This window comes from Bradyrhizobium sp. BLXBL-03 (assembly GCF_051853015.1).
In the GTDB taxonomy this organism is placed as follows: Bacteria; Pseudomonadota; Alphaproteobacteria; order Rhizobiales; family Xanthobacteraceae; genus Bradyrhizobium; species Bradyrhizobium manausense.
This window is the reverse complement of sequence record NZ_CP182470.1, coordinates 5,390,988-5,405,045: the sequence shown is the minus strand read 5'-3', so window position 1 is coordinate 5,405,045 and position 14,058 is coordinate 5,390,988. Positions and strand designations below refer to the sequence as shown.

Here is a 14,058-nt window from a genome sequence, read left to right as displayed (position 1 = left end):
GTGGCGGAATGTTCAAGGCAAAACAGGGGAGTGAATCATGCGACGCGCATCTACCAAGTCGAGGTTATGGTCCAATCTGATGCTGGGCGCCGGCACCGCGGCGCTCGTCGCCGGTGCAGCGCAGGCCGCACCGCTGGTCAAGGAGTGCGGCAAGACCGGGGAGTTTGTCATCGGCTTCTCGCAGGCCAACAATGCCGAGCCCTATCGCCAGCATGTCAACGATCAGCTCACCGCTGCGGCAAAGAAAGTGCCGCAATTCAAGCTGCAGATCGCCGACGGCGCCGGCAACGTGAACACGCAGACCTCGCAGATGGACAATTTCATCACCCAGAAGGTCGACCTGATCCTGATCTCGCCGTTCGAGGCCGCGCCGCTGACGCCGGTCGTCGCGCGGGCCATGAAGGCCGGCATTCCCGTCATCGAACTCGACCGCAAGACGGTCGGCGAGCCCGGCAAGGATTATACGGCCTTCATCGGCGGCGATAATTTCAAGATCGCCGAGGAGGCGGGCAAATACGTCGCCGACAAGCTCCTTCCGCAGGGCGGCGAAGTGGCTGTGCTCCAGGGCCTGCCGAGCTCGACGCCCGCCGTCGAACGGCTCAACGGCTTCAAGTCCGGCGTGAAGGACAATCCGAAGGTTCAGGTCGTCGCCGAGCAGGCCGCCGACTGGTTGCCGGACAAGGCGCAGACCGCGTTCGCCGCGATGCTCCAGGCCCATCCGAACATCAAGGCGGTCTATGCGAGCAACGACATGATGGCCGCCGGTGCGCGCCTCGCGGCCAAGGGCGCCGGCAAGCTCGATCAGGTGAAGATCCTCGGCACCGACGGCTTGCCCGGACCTGCTGGCGGCATCCGCGCGGTTGCGGAAGGCGAGTGGGCCGCCACCTTCACCTATCCGACCGGAGGCCCGGAGGCGATCGACATGGCAAAGTCAATCCTGCTCGATTGCGCCGAGAAGGTGCCGACCGTGGTAACCGTGCCGACCACCGCGATTACGCCGGATAACGCGAAGCAGCTAATGCAGAACTGAACATTGCCCAGTGGGCGCGGCCGGTGGTCGCCGCGCCCGCACGGCGCTCTTCGTCAACGCCGCCGTCACCTGCTAGCTACGCACAAATCAAATCTGGTTCTGCTTGATATTCTCGACCATCTTGGCCAGCACGCGCGCGCAGACCTCGATGTCGTCAGGGTCGATGCCCTCGATCAGCCTGTCGTAATTGTTCGCCATGATCGGCCAGATCTTGCGCAGCAGCGCCTCGCCTTCGGGCGTCAGCCCGACGACGCGACGGCGCTGGTCCTCTTCGGCGATCTCGCGCTTGACGAGGCCCGACGACACCATGGACTCGACCATGCGGCTCGCGGTCGACTGCTCGGTCACCGCAAGCACGGCGACCTCGTTGACCGTCAGGGTCTTGTAGATGAACAGCACCGACAGCGTCCGGAACACGACGTTGTTGATGCCGTGCTCGCTGAGGTCGCGGTTCTGGTCGAGGTTCCAGCGATTGGCGAGCCGGTTGAACAAATAGGGGATGTAGGTTTGCAGCTGGTCCCGCGTCCGCGGCGGGCCCGACTTCCATCGGCTCTTGGATTCTCTGGCCATTATCTCTTGCGACTTTGCTTCTTGCTCTCGGTATCAAGTTTCGAAGAAAGCGATTTCAGCACCGACAGCGCGTTGTCGAGCTCCCGGGCCGACATGTTCTCGAACCGTTTGGCGAGAAGCTTCTTGTGCACGTCGGCCGCCTTCCTGAACAGCGCTTCGCCCTTCGGCGTCAGGCGCACGATGAAGGAGCGCCGGTCCTCGCTGGACATTTCCCGGCTGATGAGATCGTCCGCGAGCAGGCGCTGCACCAGGCCGGAGACATTGCCGCCGGTGACCTTCAAATTCTGGGAGAGCTGCCCGAGCGCAAGGCCATCGCGGTAGCGATCCAGCTGGGCCAGCACGTCGAACTTCGCCAGCGACAGGCCGAACTCGGCGTTCAGCATCGAATTGAGCGAGGCAAACAGTTCGCCATGCAACGACAGCAATTGCAGCCAGAGCCGGGTCTCGATCTGCCCAGGGACGGGAACAATGTTCTCTTTGAGTGCTGCCGGCATCGCATGACCATCGAGGACAGAATGTCTCGTCGAGCTTAAGGGGATTATCGCTGGTTTGTCGCTCCGATGAACGACTTGAGAATCGTAGTCAAGCCGCCTGATCCTGACGTCCCCGCGGGCGAACGGCAATCCAATCCTGCATCCTGCGCGGTTTGAATCATGCAAAGGTCTGGATGGTCTGGATCACGCCGTCGAGCGCCGTGCCGGCGCTGTCCTTCAGCGCGGCCTCGCGCAGGCGACGGGCCCAGTCGGCCGCATCCTCGCGGCGCTCGATCAGCTTGATCGCAGCCAGCGTCTTGTCGAACTTCGACAGGCCCCGGCTGTGGGTATCTGAATAGCCCTTGACCAGGCGGCGGCATTGCAGGATCTCGACGCCGAGCTGGTAGTTGCTGCCGACCGCCTCTCGCGCAGCCTTCAGCCATGCATCCCGGTGCGCCGTCTCGATGACGTGACGCAGCGAGCGGCGGCGCAGGCCGCGCATGCCGCCGACGACATAGAGCACCAGGAACCAGGGCAGCGAATAGGTCCGCACCCGCCGTCCCTTGTTGACGCGGCGATCGAGCCAGCCGACGAGGCGCGGCCGCGCGCCGAGCCAGCGGCCAAAGCCGGCAGGCAGCATGCCCATCACTTCCTCCATGCGCGGATGCATGAATTCGGTGGTGTGGAGCACCTGTCCGTCCGTCATCTCGAGCTCGCTCTCGATGCGCGCGCGGCGGCCGGCGCGGGTCTTGAGGTCTGCGACGCGGATCACGTCGTCATAGCCCATCGCGTTGGCGAGATACTTTGCCGCGGTCTCCGTGAAGGCATAGGCGTGCGCGCCGCCACCGGCGTTGCGGTCGGCCGCGTGCAGCTCCTTGAGGATGTCGAGATATTCGGCGCCATAGGCGACGTCCTGGAAGTCGACGACCTTCCGCAATCCCGCGCGTGCCATGGGAAGCGCAGGCTCTGGCAGTTCCTGGTTCAATCTCGCAATGAGCGCGCCGAGTTGCGGATCGGATATTGCGGAGGAGGGCGTCTTATTGGCCGGCTTGGCTTGCGCCGGTGCTGCTAGCTCGGCCGGGCCGGTCTTGACGCGCTCGAAGGCGGCCTCGAAGGTCTCGACGCTGGCCCTGGCGCCCTTGCCGCCGGCGCGGATCACGTCGAGATAGCTGTCGCGGCTGAACGGCAGCACATCGGCCGCGGCGAGCGCGCCGAACATCGCCGCCGAGATGACGCTGCCATGGGTGATCGCCAGCGCATTGAGGTCGAAGATGATCTCGGTCTTCGCCGCAATCCCGATGGCGCCGGTGACGGCGCCGCTGTCGGCGATGCCGTTGCCCGGCGCGATCTTCTCGCCGACCGCGAACGAGCGGTGGTTGGACGCGATCAGCGTGGTACGGTCAGGCGTCACCAGGCCGCGCAGGATCGACCGGCCCGCCTCCATGAACTCCGCCGCCATCACCACGTCGACATCGCCGGGGGTCGGCATCAGCGACAGGATCGGCTTGCGGCCATCGAGCGGCGGCATCGCCTCGATATAGTAGATCGTGGCGCCGGTGCGCTGGGCGACGCCGGGCACCGAGGTCGATTGCGCGACCCAGCCATGGTTCTCGGCGAGCTGCACGATCCAGTCGGTCAGCACGCCGCCGCCCTGGCCGCCCATCGCGACGATGGCGATCGAGATCGGCCGCTCGGTCGCTTCGCCTGAAGCGGGGAGGGCCAGCCGGACCGTCTCGTCCCTCATGCCAGTGCCTCGAGCGCCGGCCGCCGGCGGTTACGCCGTCGCTGCAGCCAGCCGATCACGCTCATCGCGACCTTCGACTTGAACTTGTCCCAGCCGGTCGGATTGTGAATCACATCGGCGCGATAGAACGACGGGCAGAGCACGGCGGCCTCGGAGACCTCGCCGCAATTGCCGCAGCCGACGCAGGAATTGTCGATCGCAGCGACCGGATCATCGCGCAAGGGATCGTCGAGCTGCTTCACCGACAGCGATGGGCAGCCGGAGAGCCGGATGCAGGCATGGTCGCCGGTGCAGACGTCCTCGTCGACGCCGAAGCGCTCCTTGACGATGCGCACGCCGTCCTTGATCGCCTTGCTCATCTGCGGCTTGACGCGGCGCTGCTTGTTCAGCATGCATTCGGAGGAGGCGACGATGACCTTGGGACCTTCCTCCTTGGTGGTCAGCGCCTCCTTCAGCGTGTCGCGCATCTTGCCGACATCATAGGTGCGATCGAGCTGGCGCACCCATTGGCCGCCGATGCCCTTCACCGCCTGCACGATCGAATTGTTGGTCTTGCGCCGCTTGTTGACCGCGCGCGAGGACAGGATGTCCTGACCGCCGGTCGCCGAGGTGTAGTAGTTGTCGACGATGACGAAGACGCCGTCATGCTTGTTGAACACGGCATTGCCGATGCCGCTGGTCAGCCCGTTGTGCCAGAAGCCGCCGTCGCCCATCACGGCGATCGAGCGCTTGTCGGCCTTGACGTTGAAGGCCGAGGTCGAGGCCGGGCCGAGGCCGAAGCCCATCGTGGTCGCGCCGATGTTGAACGGCGGCAGGATCGAGAACAGATGGCAGCCGATATCGGCGGAGACGTGATGCTGGCCGAGTTCTTCCTCGACCAGCTTCATCGCGGCGAAGATCGGCCGCTCCGGGCAGCCGGTGCAGAGCCCGGGCGGGCGCGCCGGCACCACCTGCTTGAGCTTTTCGACCGCGGGGTGACCGAGCACGGGCGCGGCATCCGGCGCCGGCGGCCGGTTGCCGAGCAGCCGCGGCTCGGTCTTGTCGAGGAACTCCCTGACGCCGCCGAGCAGCACCTGCGCCGTGTAATCGCCGCCCATCGGCAGCACGTCCTTGCCGTGGACGCGCGCCTGGATGTCCCTGCGCCGCAGCACGGTGTTGATCGCCTGTTCCAGATATTCCGGCTGGCCCTCTTCGACGACGAGTACCGCGTCCTTGCCGGCGCAGAATTCCGCAACCTCCGTGTCGATCACGGGGTAGGTGACGTTCATGACGTAGAGCGCCACTTGCGTATTGCCATAGGCGTCCGACAGCCCGAGATATTGCAGCGCGCGGATGACATTGTTGTACATGCCGCCCTGCATGATGATGCCGACCTTGCCCTGCGTCGGCCCCATCCATTCATTGAGCTTGTTGTCCCTGATGAAGCCGATGGCCGCGGGCATCCGCGTCTTGATCTTCTCCTGCTCGTGCTCATAGGCCGCCGGCGGCAGCACGATACGATTGACGTCGCGCTTGGGATTGTTGAGCGCGTCCTTGATGGTATGCGCCGGCCGGACATTGTCCTTGCAGGCGAAGCTGCCGTGCATGTGACAGGCGCGGACGCGCACCTCCAGCATCACGGGCGTGTTCGAGAACTCCGAGAGCTCAAAGCCCTTCTCGATCAGGTTGACGATGCATTCGTGGTCGGGGCGGGGATCGAGCAGCCACATCTGCGACTTCATCGCAAACGCGTGCGTGCGCTCCTGCATGATGGAGGAGCCCTCGCCATAGTCCTCGCCGACGATGATCATGGTGCCGCCGGTGACGCCGCCCGAGGCGAGATTGGCGAGCGCGTCCGAGGCGACGTTGGTGCCGACGGTGGATTTCCACGCCACCGCGCCGCGCAGCGGATACATCACCGAAGCGGACAGCATCGCCGCGGCGGCGGCTTCATTGGCGGAACTCTGGAACACCACGCCGAGATCGTCGAGCACGTCCTTGGCGTCGGCGAGCACGTCCATCAGATGCGAGATCGGCGAGCCCTGGTAGCCGCCGACATAGGCGACGCCCGATTGCAGCAGCGCCTTGGTGATGGCGAGGATGCCTTCGCCGCGAAAGGTGTCGCCATCGCCGAGCCGGAGATCCTCGACTTCGCGAGCAAAGGAACGTTCAGCCATTGCACCCTCCAGAAATATGCGATAGCATACGTTTACATGTGAAGTAAGTCAACGCGCGCCATGCGACCACGCCTGCGTATCTGCTCTTCCGGCAAGGCGGTCATGAGCCAGCGACAGGGGTGGGCCGATGCTGAAGCTGCCGCGCTTTAAAGCTGCCGCCGTGCAGGCTTCACCAGTCTATCTCAATGCCAGCGCCACCGTCGACAAGGCAGCCTCACTGGTGCGTGAGGCGGCGGCCAACGGCGCCAGGCTGGTCGCGTTCCCCGAAGTGTTTGTGCCCGGCTATCCCTATTGGAACTGGATCACCGATCCCGTCACCGGCAGCGCGTGGTTCGAGAAGCTCGCCAAGGCCTCGGTGCTGGTGCCGGGGCCCGAGGTCGACATCGTCCGGAAGGCCGCGCGCGACACCGGCTGCTACGTTGTCCTCGGCGTCAACGAGCGCAGCCCGGTCTCGCTCGGCGCGATCTATAACACTCTGGTGTTCATCGGGCCCGATGGCGCGTTGCTTGGCAAGCATCGCAAGCTGGTGCCGACCTGGGCAGAGAAGCTGACCTGGACCGGCGGTGACGGCTCGAGCCTGCGCGTCTATGATACCGAGATCGGGCGTCTCGGCGGCCTTGCCTGCGGCGAGAACACCAACACGCTCGCGCGTTTTGCGCTGCTCGGCCAGGGTGAGCTCGTGCATGTCGCCAGCTACATCTCGCTTCCGGTCGCACCGCCTGACTACGACATGGCGGAGGCGATCAAGCTGCGCGCCATCGCTCATTCCTTCGAAGGCAAGATCTTTACCATCGTCTCCTGCTCGACCGTGTCGGAGGAGATCATCGCCGCGATGGTATCAGTCGTTCCCGACGCCCGCGCGCGTTTGCAGCGGAAGTCCAGCGCATTCTCCGGCATCATCGGCCCTGACGGCCGCGTGGTCGGCACGCCGCTGATCGACGACGAGGGCATCGTCTACGCCGACATCGACCTCGATCGCTGCATCCAGCCGAAGCAGATGCATGACATCGTCGGCCACTACAACCGGTTCGATGTGTTTGATCTGCGGGTCAATCGTCGTCCTTTGGCGCCGCTGGGCCTCGCAGACGGCGAGGGCGACGCCGCGGAGCAGGGTTTCGTGCCGATCCCACCGCGATCGGAATAGGACTTGGAGGACAGCATGCGCGAGAACGTGATCGGCCGGGCCAATGTCGAAGACACGCCCGAGCTGAAGGCCTATTACAAGGACCTCGAAAAGTATGAAGCCGGCGCGCTTTGGACGGTTGCCAACAAGATCGAGCCGTGGGCGCCGCAATCGGCCTCCGTGCCCGTGCTGTGGCGCTACAAGGATCTGCGCGAGCATGTGCTGCGATCGGTCGAGCTGGTCTCGCCGGAGAAGGCGGGCCGGCGGGTGATCTACCTGAACAATCCCGGAAGGCGCGACGTGTCGGCTGCGGTCGGCTGGCTCTATTCGGGATTGCAGGTGATGCATCCCGGCGAGGTCGCCACCGCTCATGCCCATTCCGCCTCGGCGCTGCGCTTCATCATGGAAGGCGCGGGTGCCTATACCATCGTCGACGGTCACAAGATGACGCTGGGCGCGCGGGATTTCGTGCTGACGCCGAACGGCACCTGGCACGAGCATGGCGTCGAAGCGGGCGGCTCGGTCTGCATCTGGCAGGACGGCCTCGACATTCCGCTCGTCAATGCGCTGGAAGCCAATTTCTTCGTCGTGCATCCCAAGATCCAGCAGGAGCCGTCAGGCTATCCCGTCGACGACATGACCAAGACCTGGGGCAATCCGGGCCTGCGCCCGGCCGGCTCGACATGGTCGAAGGGCTATTCGCCCATGTTCAAATATGAGTGGGAGCCGACCTACGAGTCCTTGCAGAAATATGCCGCCGCGACCGACGGCTCGCCCTTCGACGGCACTCTCATGAACTACGTCAACCCGATCACCGGCGGCCATGTGATGCAGACCATCGGCGCCAGCATGCAATTGCTGCGGCCCGGCGAAAAAACCAAGTCGCACCGGCACACCGGCAGCTTCCTCTACCAGGTCGCCAAGGGGCGCGGCTATTCCATCATCGGCGGCAAGCGGCTCGAATGGGAGGAGCGCGACATCTTCTGCGTTCCCTCCTGGGCCTGGCACGAGCACGGCAATGGCTCCGCGAGCGAGGATGCCTGCCTGTTCTGCTTCAACGATCTGCCCGTGATCGAAGGCCTCGGGCTCTACCGGGAAGAAGCCTATGGCGACAATGGCGGTTACCAATCGGTCGCGGCCTGACACCTCCTTGCAGAATTCAACCACAACAGCCGGATCGAATCCTTCATGCGCCTCGTCACCTACACTTTGGGCTCTAGCGGTGCGCGCCTCGGCGCGCTGGTCAACGGATTGGTCGTCGATGTCGAGCAACTCGGTGCGTCCGGCGGCGTGACGTGGCCGAGCGATATGCTGGCGTTCATCGACAACAGCGTGACGCTGCTGCCGGCGCTCCGGGATGCGCTGGAGGTGGCCAATGGCCGCTTGCCGGCCGGCTCGGCGGTTGCAGTCGAGGACGTCAAGCTGCTGGCGCCGATCCCGCGCCCACGGAAAAATATTTTTGGCATCGGGCTGAACTACCGGGCCCATGTCGCCGAATCCGCAGAGAGACTCGACACCGACAAAGACCTGCCGAAACAGCCGGTCGTCTTCTCCAAGCCGCCGACCTCTGTGATCGGTCCGGGCGGTGCGATCCAGCATAATGCCAGGATGACGCAGCAGCTCGACTGGGAGGTCGAGCTCGCCGTCATCATCGGCAAGACCGCAACGCGCATCTCCACCGACAAGGCGATGGATCACGTGTTCGGCTATTCCGTGATGATCGACATTTCCGCGCGCGACAATCGCCGCGCCGGACAGTGGATCTTCTCCAAGGGCATGGACACCTATGCGCCGTTCGGCCCCTGCATCGTCACCGCGGACGAAATTGCCGATCCGCATGATCTCAGGTTGTGGCTGACCAAGAACGGCGTGATGAAGCAGGACTCCAACACCAAATACATGATCTTCGACATTCCGGTGCTGATCTCGGACATCTCGTCGGGCATGACGCTCGAGCCGGGCGACATCATCGCAACGGGGACGCCGGAAGGCGTCGGCGCCGGCATGACCCCGCAGGAATGGCTGTGGCCGGGCGACGTGGTCGAGGCCGGGGTTGACGGCGTCGGTGTCCTCAGGCATCCCGTTGTCGCGATCTGATGACGAATTTTGCGTTCGAGCGCGAGCTCAGGTTCGGAGACTGCGATCCCTCTGGGATCGCGTATTTCCCGTCCTACCTGAACATCCTCAACGGCGTCGTCGAGGATTTCTGGGCAAGAATCGGTTTTCCATGGCCGGAGCTGATCACCGTCAGGAAGATCGGAACGCCCACGGTGCACCTCGCCTGCGACTTCTCCCGGCCGTCGATGTTCGGCGATCTCCTGACGTTCAACCTGCGCATCATCAAGGTCGGTGGATCGTCGCTCCATCTGGAGCACGTCATATCGGGCGCGAACGGCCCGCGCTGGCGCGCCCGGCAGATCCTTGCCGCGACCTCCCTGGTCGATCATCATGCGATCCCGTGGCCCGATGACATCAGAGCCGCGCTCGTGTCGCATGTGAGTGCGGGCGAGGGCGCCGAGGCAACATCGGCATGATCTCGCTGTTCATCACCTTCTCGGATTCCACGGGCGAACGGCGCGTTCATCCCCGCGAAGTTGACGCCGTAGCGGAGTTGGTCAAATCGATCCCTGAGATGACCGAGGCCATGCTGTTCACGCCGCTCGAACAGTCGGTCGATCATCCCTACAAGGCCGACGGCTCAGGCCCCGTGTTTGCGCTTCAGCTGCGCTTTCCCGACCTGTTTGCCTGCGAGGCGGCGATGGGCCGTGACGGCATCCTGGCCAGCGTCGCGACAGGCGCCGGACACTCCGGCCTCACTGGCCTCGATGTCACGCACCAGGTGATGCTGACACGTGCGTTTCCCGTCGATGTCGCCGAGCATCCGCCGGACACGACAACGCCGTGCAGCTACCTCGTCCACTATCCCGGCCCGGCCGCGGACATGAACGCCTGGAACCTGCATTATCTCGAGCACCACCCCCCGATCATGCGGACCTTTCCTGATGTCCGCCAGATCGAGATCTACACCCGCATCGACTGGGTCGACCGCCTGCCGTCGCAGCGCATCGACCACATGCAGCGCAACAAGCTGGTGTTCGACAGCCCGGCGGCCCTCGCGCACGCACTCGCCTCCGACGTGATCAAGCACATGCGCGCGGACTTCGTGCAGTTTCCGCCGTTCGCGGGCGGCAACAAGCATTTTCCGATGCTGACGCGGGTGGTGCGCAAAGACAGGCCGCTCGCCTAATCGATGAAGGCGGCGAGCTCCTCGGGTGTGCCAGAGGGGAAGGCGCCCTTGAGGAAATCCAGAAAGGCCGATACCCGGGCGCTCAGCAATCTGCGCGACGGATAGAGCGCCCAGAGCGCGATCGGCGGCCCGTCGACATCGCCCCAATGGACCAGCTTGCCGGCGCCAAGGTCGCGACTGACCAGCGACACGGGAAGGCGCGCGGCGCCCACGCCAGCGCGCGCAGCGTCGCGCACCATGATGAGCGACGACAGACGAAGCACCGGATCGGTTGTGATCCGAACTTTCCGGCCTCGGGCAGTCACATCCCAGGCGGGGTTCAGATCGCCTGCGCCACGGACCACGGTGGGAACGGCGCGATCGGCCTTCGGGCGCTTCAGCTTGGGGCTCGCCACCACCACCAGGTGGTCGCGCATCAGGATTCGCCCGACCAGCGTTTCATCCGGATCCGGATTGACCCTGATCACAAGATCATAGCCTTCCTCGACCATGTCGACGGAGCGGTCCTCCGTCGTGATCTCGAGCCGGACATCAGGATATTTCAGCGCGAAACCGGCCGCCAGCTTTCCCATCGCGGTCTGCGAAAACAAGAGAGGCGCGCTCACCCGCAGCCGGCCGCGCGGCTTGTCGCCGCCCGAGGCGATTGCCGCCGCCGTCTGTTCGAGATCGGTGAGGAGTGCCGCCGTACGCTCGTGAAGCGCTCGTCCTTCCTGGGTGAGCTTCACCGTGCGCGCTCCGCGCTCCAACAGGCGCAGGTCAAGGCTGCTCTCCAACTCGGAGACCCGGCGAGAGAGTGTCGCCTTCGGCCGTCCCGAGGCCCGGGCGGCTTTCCCGAAGCCTCCATGTCGCGCAACGAGGTTGAAATCGGCAAGCGCAAGCAAATCCATAGGTCCACCCATGAGACGGTCTGCCAAAAGATAAAGGTATTTGGCCAGATTCCGGATCACTAATTTACGCGCCGCCGCTTGCGCCTGGCTGCGCGGGTTCGTTTGCCTTGCTCAGGAATCAAGAAGTCCGCGGACGACCAGCGCTATCCGCTGGTCACGTGCACTCTTTCTGATCCGGCCGGACCGCTCGAGCTCGGCCAGCCCATGGAGAGCGGCCCAGAACGTCTCGGTCGCGACCTCGACGTCGCTCCGCGATGGAGCCACGACGGATGCCAGCGCCGCAAAACCGTCCTTCAACTCCGGCCTGGTGTCGGCGTCCGCGAAGCGGAGGATGGTCGGCAGGGTGAACATCGCCTCGTAGAGCGCCGGATGCTGGCGCGCAAAGGCGAGATACGCGATTGCGACATTCTCAATTGCTTTTCCGCGATCGCTCGACCGCTGTCCGGCTTTCCGAAGCGCTTTGGCGAGTTCGCCGAACCCTTCGAGCGCGACAGCGGTCACGATCGCGTCCCTGTTCTCGAAGTGAGAATAGACCACCGGCTGGCTGTATTCGATCTCGTCGGCGAGACGGCGGATCGTGACGGCACTCCATCCCTCGCGTTCGGCGATCAGCCGCGCAGCCGCGGTGATGCGATGCTCCCGATCGGCCCGCTCTCTGGTTTTCCTCTCGGCGACACCCAAGACCCCGATCTCCAAACCGTGATGACGCCGAATTATAGCGTTACTTGATAAACTAGCAATGCTAGATTATCTTGCGATGAAAGAAGGAGGCGTCGATGTACTGGTTTTCAATCGTTGTGGCGTTGCTGGCGGCCCTCGGGATCATCGCCATCGGGTTGATGTATCTGGCCAATCCGCAGGGAGCGACGCAGAGTTTCGGCCTGCCGCTCCCCGAGCAAGGGCCGAACGTCGCCTGGTGGCTTCGTCTCAAGGGCGTGCGTGATGTCGTTTCGGGACTGGTCGTGCTCGCCTTGATGGCGTGGGGCGGCCCGCGAATGGTCGGTTTGGTCCTTCTGATCGAAGCGATCATTCCTGTCGGCGACATGTCGCTCATTTTCGCCGCGAGGGGCTCGGCGGCGAGGGCGTTGGGCGTCCATGGCCTCACCGCCGCGCTGATGATCGCGGCGGCGATTGCTCTGATCGCGAGCGCGGCTTGATCAGACCAGGATGCGAGGCGCCGCCGTGGCCTTGTCGCCGGAATTCGGTGTCCCCGTCGGCTCGATCAGGAGGATGTGCACTTCGCCGCGCGCCACGGGCCGGTGCTCAACGCCCTTGGGGACGACGAAAACCTCGCCGGGGTTGAGCGTGACGGTGCGATCCCGCAGCTCGATATCCAGCGTCCCTGAGAGCACGAGAAAAAAGTCGTCCGTATCCTCGTGCTTGTGCCAATGAAATGGCCCCTCGAGCTTGGCCACCATGATGTCATTGTCGTTATAGGTCGCGACCGTGCGCGGGGAGAACCGGTCAGTGAAGGTTGCGAGCTTCTCGGCGAGATTTGCGGGTGCTTTCATGGCGTGTCCTTGAGCGAGCCGTCTGTCCACGTTTGCAAGACGGGGCGTGCTGGTTAGCACGTGCTCGATCGCGAAACGAGACTGCTGCGATTCGGCAGACGGCCGAGAGGCGCACGAAGTTCCGCCTCGCCATGGCGGGACCATGACGAGCCTGGCGGTGCTCAGGGGATTGCGGGCGCCCGGTCTGACCCGAGCGCCCTTCAAGCTGAGGAGCCCACGCCTAGGCCGCCAGCGCCTCTCCGGTCAACGTCCACGCCTGGTTGAGCTTCTTGGCGCGGACGTCGAAATCGGCCTTGACCTCGGCGATGCGCTTGTCGATGCGACGCTTGGCGCGATCGCTGGCCTGCTTTGCCTGCTCCGTCAGCGACTGAATTCTCGCATCCGTCTCGGCCCGAGCCTGATCAAGTCGCTTCTTCGCCTGCTCTTGCACCGTGTTGATCTGCAGTTTGACCTGCTCCATGTCCTTTTGGATCGCCGCGCGGTTTTCGGCGGCTGTATGCTTGAGATCGTCCTGCAATGCCTTCAGTTCCGCCTGGAACGCAGCGCTCTCGCGCATGAGTTGATCCTCGATGACCTCAGAGCGCAGGCGGCGGAAGACGGTCGCGCCGAGCTTGTGCAGACGCGTATCCACGGGCGTCATCCAGGTTTCCCCGACGTCGGCCAGCACGGCCGCCTTTCCGGGCGAAAGCTCTTTCGAGACTTCATCGAGAAACGCCGCGCTGATGCCGCTGCTGTCGAGATCAAAAGCCAGGCCGCCTAGGCCACCCAGCGAGGCGCCGACGAGCAGTCCGGCGGGGCCGGCGAGAAGCCCGATCAGACTTCCGGTGACCAAGCCGACAGCCGTGCCCACCGGACCCTGGTCAGCCGCCTGCTTGACCTCGTTCTTGCCCGCCTTGTCCTTGACGATCACCGCCGAGGCATAAAGCGTGATGTCGCCCTCCTGATGAAGCTCCCGCAGGGCGCTCAAGCCCTCGAATGCCGAAGCCTCGGTTTCGAAAACTGCAACCAGCATCTTGTTCATGAGGAGTTCTCCTGTCGTTTGGTCTTGAAGTCGGTTATCTCGGCCAGCTCGGAGCGCGCGAGGATCAGCGCATCGTTGACTGGATCCAGTAATTCGAGGAACTCTTTGTTTCCTCCGTGAGATCGCAGACTGAGCTTTGCCGATCGCAAGCAATCGCATGCGGCGGCCACGCGAGAATGATGTGCCGATCGGCGGCTCTCGGCGTTGACCCAGGTCAAATTCCGGCTGCGACAGCCGCGTGGCTCGACCTCCACCGAGCCGAGCGCCGCCGATCAGCTTCCGAGCACTCTCTCTTC

15 protein-coding genes are annotated in these 14,058 nt (G+C 64.2%); 7 read left to right on the top strand and 8 right to left on the bottom strand.

What is annotated here, in order from left to right:
• Positions 1–79: 79 nt before the first annotated feature.
• Complete coding sequence (locus tag ACNJX9_RS26100; RefSeq protein WP_439410132.1) at positions 80–1,030, top strand: substrate-binding domain-containing protein; 951 nt, start codon at positions 80–82, stop codon at positions 1,028–1,030.
• 87 nt (positions 1,031–1,117) lie between these two features.
• Here ACNJX9_RS26100 and ACNJX9_RS26095 read toward each other — a convergent pair whose 3' ends face one another.
• From ACNJX9_RS26095 to ACNJX9_RS26080, 4 genes are all read right to left on the bottom strand, one after another.
• Positions 1,118–1,600: a MarR family winged helix-turn-helix transcriptional regulator gene (locus ACNJX9_RS26095; protein WP_439404903.1), complete on the bottom strand. Its 483-nt coding sequence runs from the start codon at positions 1,598–1,600 to the stop codon at positions 1,118–1,120.
• On the bottom strand, positions 1,600–2,094 hold the full coding sequence (locus tag ACNJX9_RS26090; protein WP_057758711.1) for a MarR family winged helix-turn-helix transcriptional regulator: 495 nt from the start codon (positions 2,092–2,094) through the stop codon (positions 1,600–1,602). Before ACNJX9_RS26090 ends, ACNJX9_RS26095 begins: the two co-directional genes overlap by 1 nt.
• 157 nt (positions 2,095–2,251) lie before the next feature.
• A complete protein-coding gene (locus tag ACNJX9_RS26085; protein ID WP_439404902.1) occupies positions 2,252–3,817 on the bottom strand; it encodes an indolepyruvate oxidoreductase subunit beta family protein in 1,566 nt (521 codons plus the stop codon).
• On the bottom strand, positions 3,814–5,973 hold the full coding sequence (locus tag ACNJX9_RS26080) for a thiamine pyrophosphate-dependent enzyme (protein ID WP_439404901.1): 2,160 nt from the start codon (positions 5,971–5,973) through the stop codon (positions 3,814–3,816). The genes ACNJX9_RS26085 and ACNJX9_RS26080 overlap by 4 nt, the downstream gene beginning before the upstream one ends.
• 127 nt (positions 5,974–6,100) lie before the next feature.
• Between ACNJX9_RS26080 and ACNJX9_RS26075 the strand changes: the two genes are divergently transcribed.
• From ACNJX9_RS26075 to ACNJX9_RS26055, 5 genes are read left to right on the top strand one after another with little or no spacing between them, the layout of a single operon-like run.
• A complete protein-coding gene (locus ACNJX9_RS26075; RefSeq protein WP_439404900.1) occupies positions 6,101–7,117 on the top strand; it encodes a carbon-nitrogen hydrolase family protein in 1,017 nt (338 codons plus the stop codon).
• A 15-nt stretch (positions 7,118–7,132) separates the two neighbouring features.
• A complete protein-coding gene (locus ACNJX9_RS26070; protein ID WP_439404899.1) occupies positions 7,133–8,239 on the top strand; it encodes a cupin domain-containing protein in 1,107 nt (368 codons plus the stop codon).
• A gap of 45 nt (positions 8,240–8,284) precedes the next feature.
• Positions 8,285–9,193, top strand: a complete 909-nt coding sequence (locus ACNJX9_RS26065; RefSeq protein ID WP_439404898.1) for a fumarylacetoacetate hydrolase family protein — start codon at positions 8,285–8,287, stop codon at positions 9,191–9,193.
• Positions 9,193–9,630, top strand: a complete 438-nt coding sequence (locus ACNJX9_RS26060; protein WP_439404897.1) for an acyl-CoA thioesterase — start codon at positions 9,193–9,195, stop codon at positions 9,628–9,630. The genes ACNJX9_RS26065 and ACNJX9_RS26060 overlap by 1 nt, the downstream gene beginning before the upstream one ends.
• Complete coding sequence (locus tag ACNJX9_RS26055) at positions 9,627–10,343, top strand: hypothetical protein (RefSeq protein WP_439404896.1); 717 nt, start codon at positions 9,627–9,629, stop codon at positions 10,341–10,343. The genes ACNJX9_RS26060 and ACNJX9_RS26055 overlap by 4 nt, the downstream gene beginning before the upstream one ends.
• Here the strand turns inward: ACNJX9_RS26055 and ACNJX9_RS26050 are convergent.
• Positions 10,340–11,230, bottom strand: a complete 891-nt coding sequence (locus ACNJX9_RS26050) for a LysR family transcriptional regulator (protein WP_439410131.1) — start codon at positions 11,228–11,230, stop codon at positions 10,340–10,342. The two genes, ACNJX9_RS26055 and ACNJX9_RS26050, sit on opposite strands and share 4 nt — an antisense overlap.
• A 111-nt stretch (positions 11,231–11,341) precedes the next feature.
• Positions 11,342–11,911, bottom strand: a complete 570-nt coding sequence (locus ACNJX9_RS26045; RefSeq protein WP_439404894.1) for a TetR/AcrR family transcriptional regulator — start codon at positions 11,909–11,911, stop codon at positions 11,342–11,344.
• Between the two features lie 95 nt (positions 11,912–12,006).
• Between ACNJX9_RS26045 and ACNJX9_RS26040 the strand changes: the two genes are divergently transcribed.
• Complete coding sequence (locus ACNJX9_RS26040) at positions 12,007–12,387, top strand: DUF4267 domain-containing protein (RefSeq protein ID WP_439404893.1); 381 nt, start codon at positions 12,007–12,009, stop codon at positions 12,385–12,387.
• Here ACNJX9_RS26040 and ACNJX9_RS26035 read toward each other — a convergent pair whose 3' ends face one another.
• Both ACNJX9_RS26035 and ACNJX9_RS26030 read right to left on the bottom strand, forming a co-directional pair.
• Positions 12,388–12,741 carry a cupin domain-containing protein gene (locus ACNJX9_RS26035; protein WP_036024830.1) on the bottom strand — a complete coding sequence of 118 codons (354 nt, stop codon included), beginning with the start codon at positions 12,739–12,741 and terminating at the stop codon, positions 12,388–12,390.
• Between the two features lie 220 nt (positions 12,742–12,961).
• The gene (locus tag ACNJX9_RS26030) at positions 12,962–13,762 is read right to left on the bottom strand and encodes a DUF1269 domain-containing protein (RefSeq protein WP_439404892.1); all 801 of its coding nucleotides are present in this window, start codon (positions 13,760–13,762) and stop codon (positions 12,962–12,964) included.
• Between the last annotated feature and the right edge of the window lie 296 nt (positions 13,763–14,058).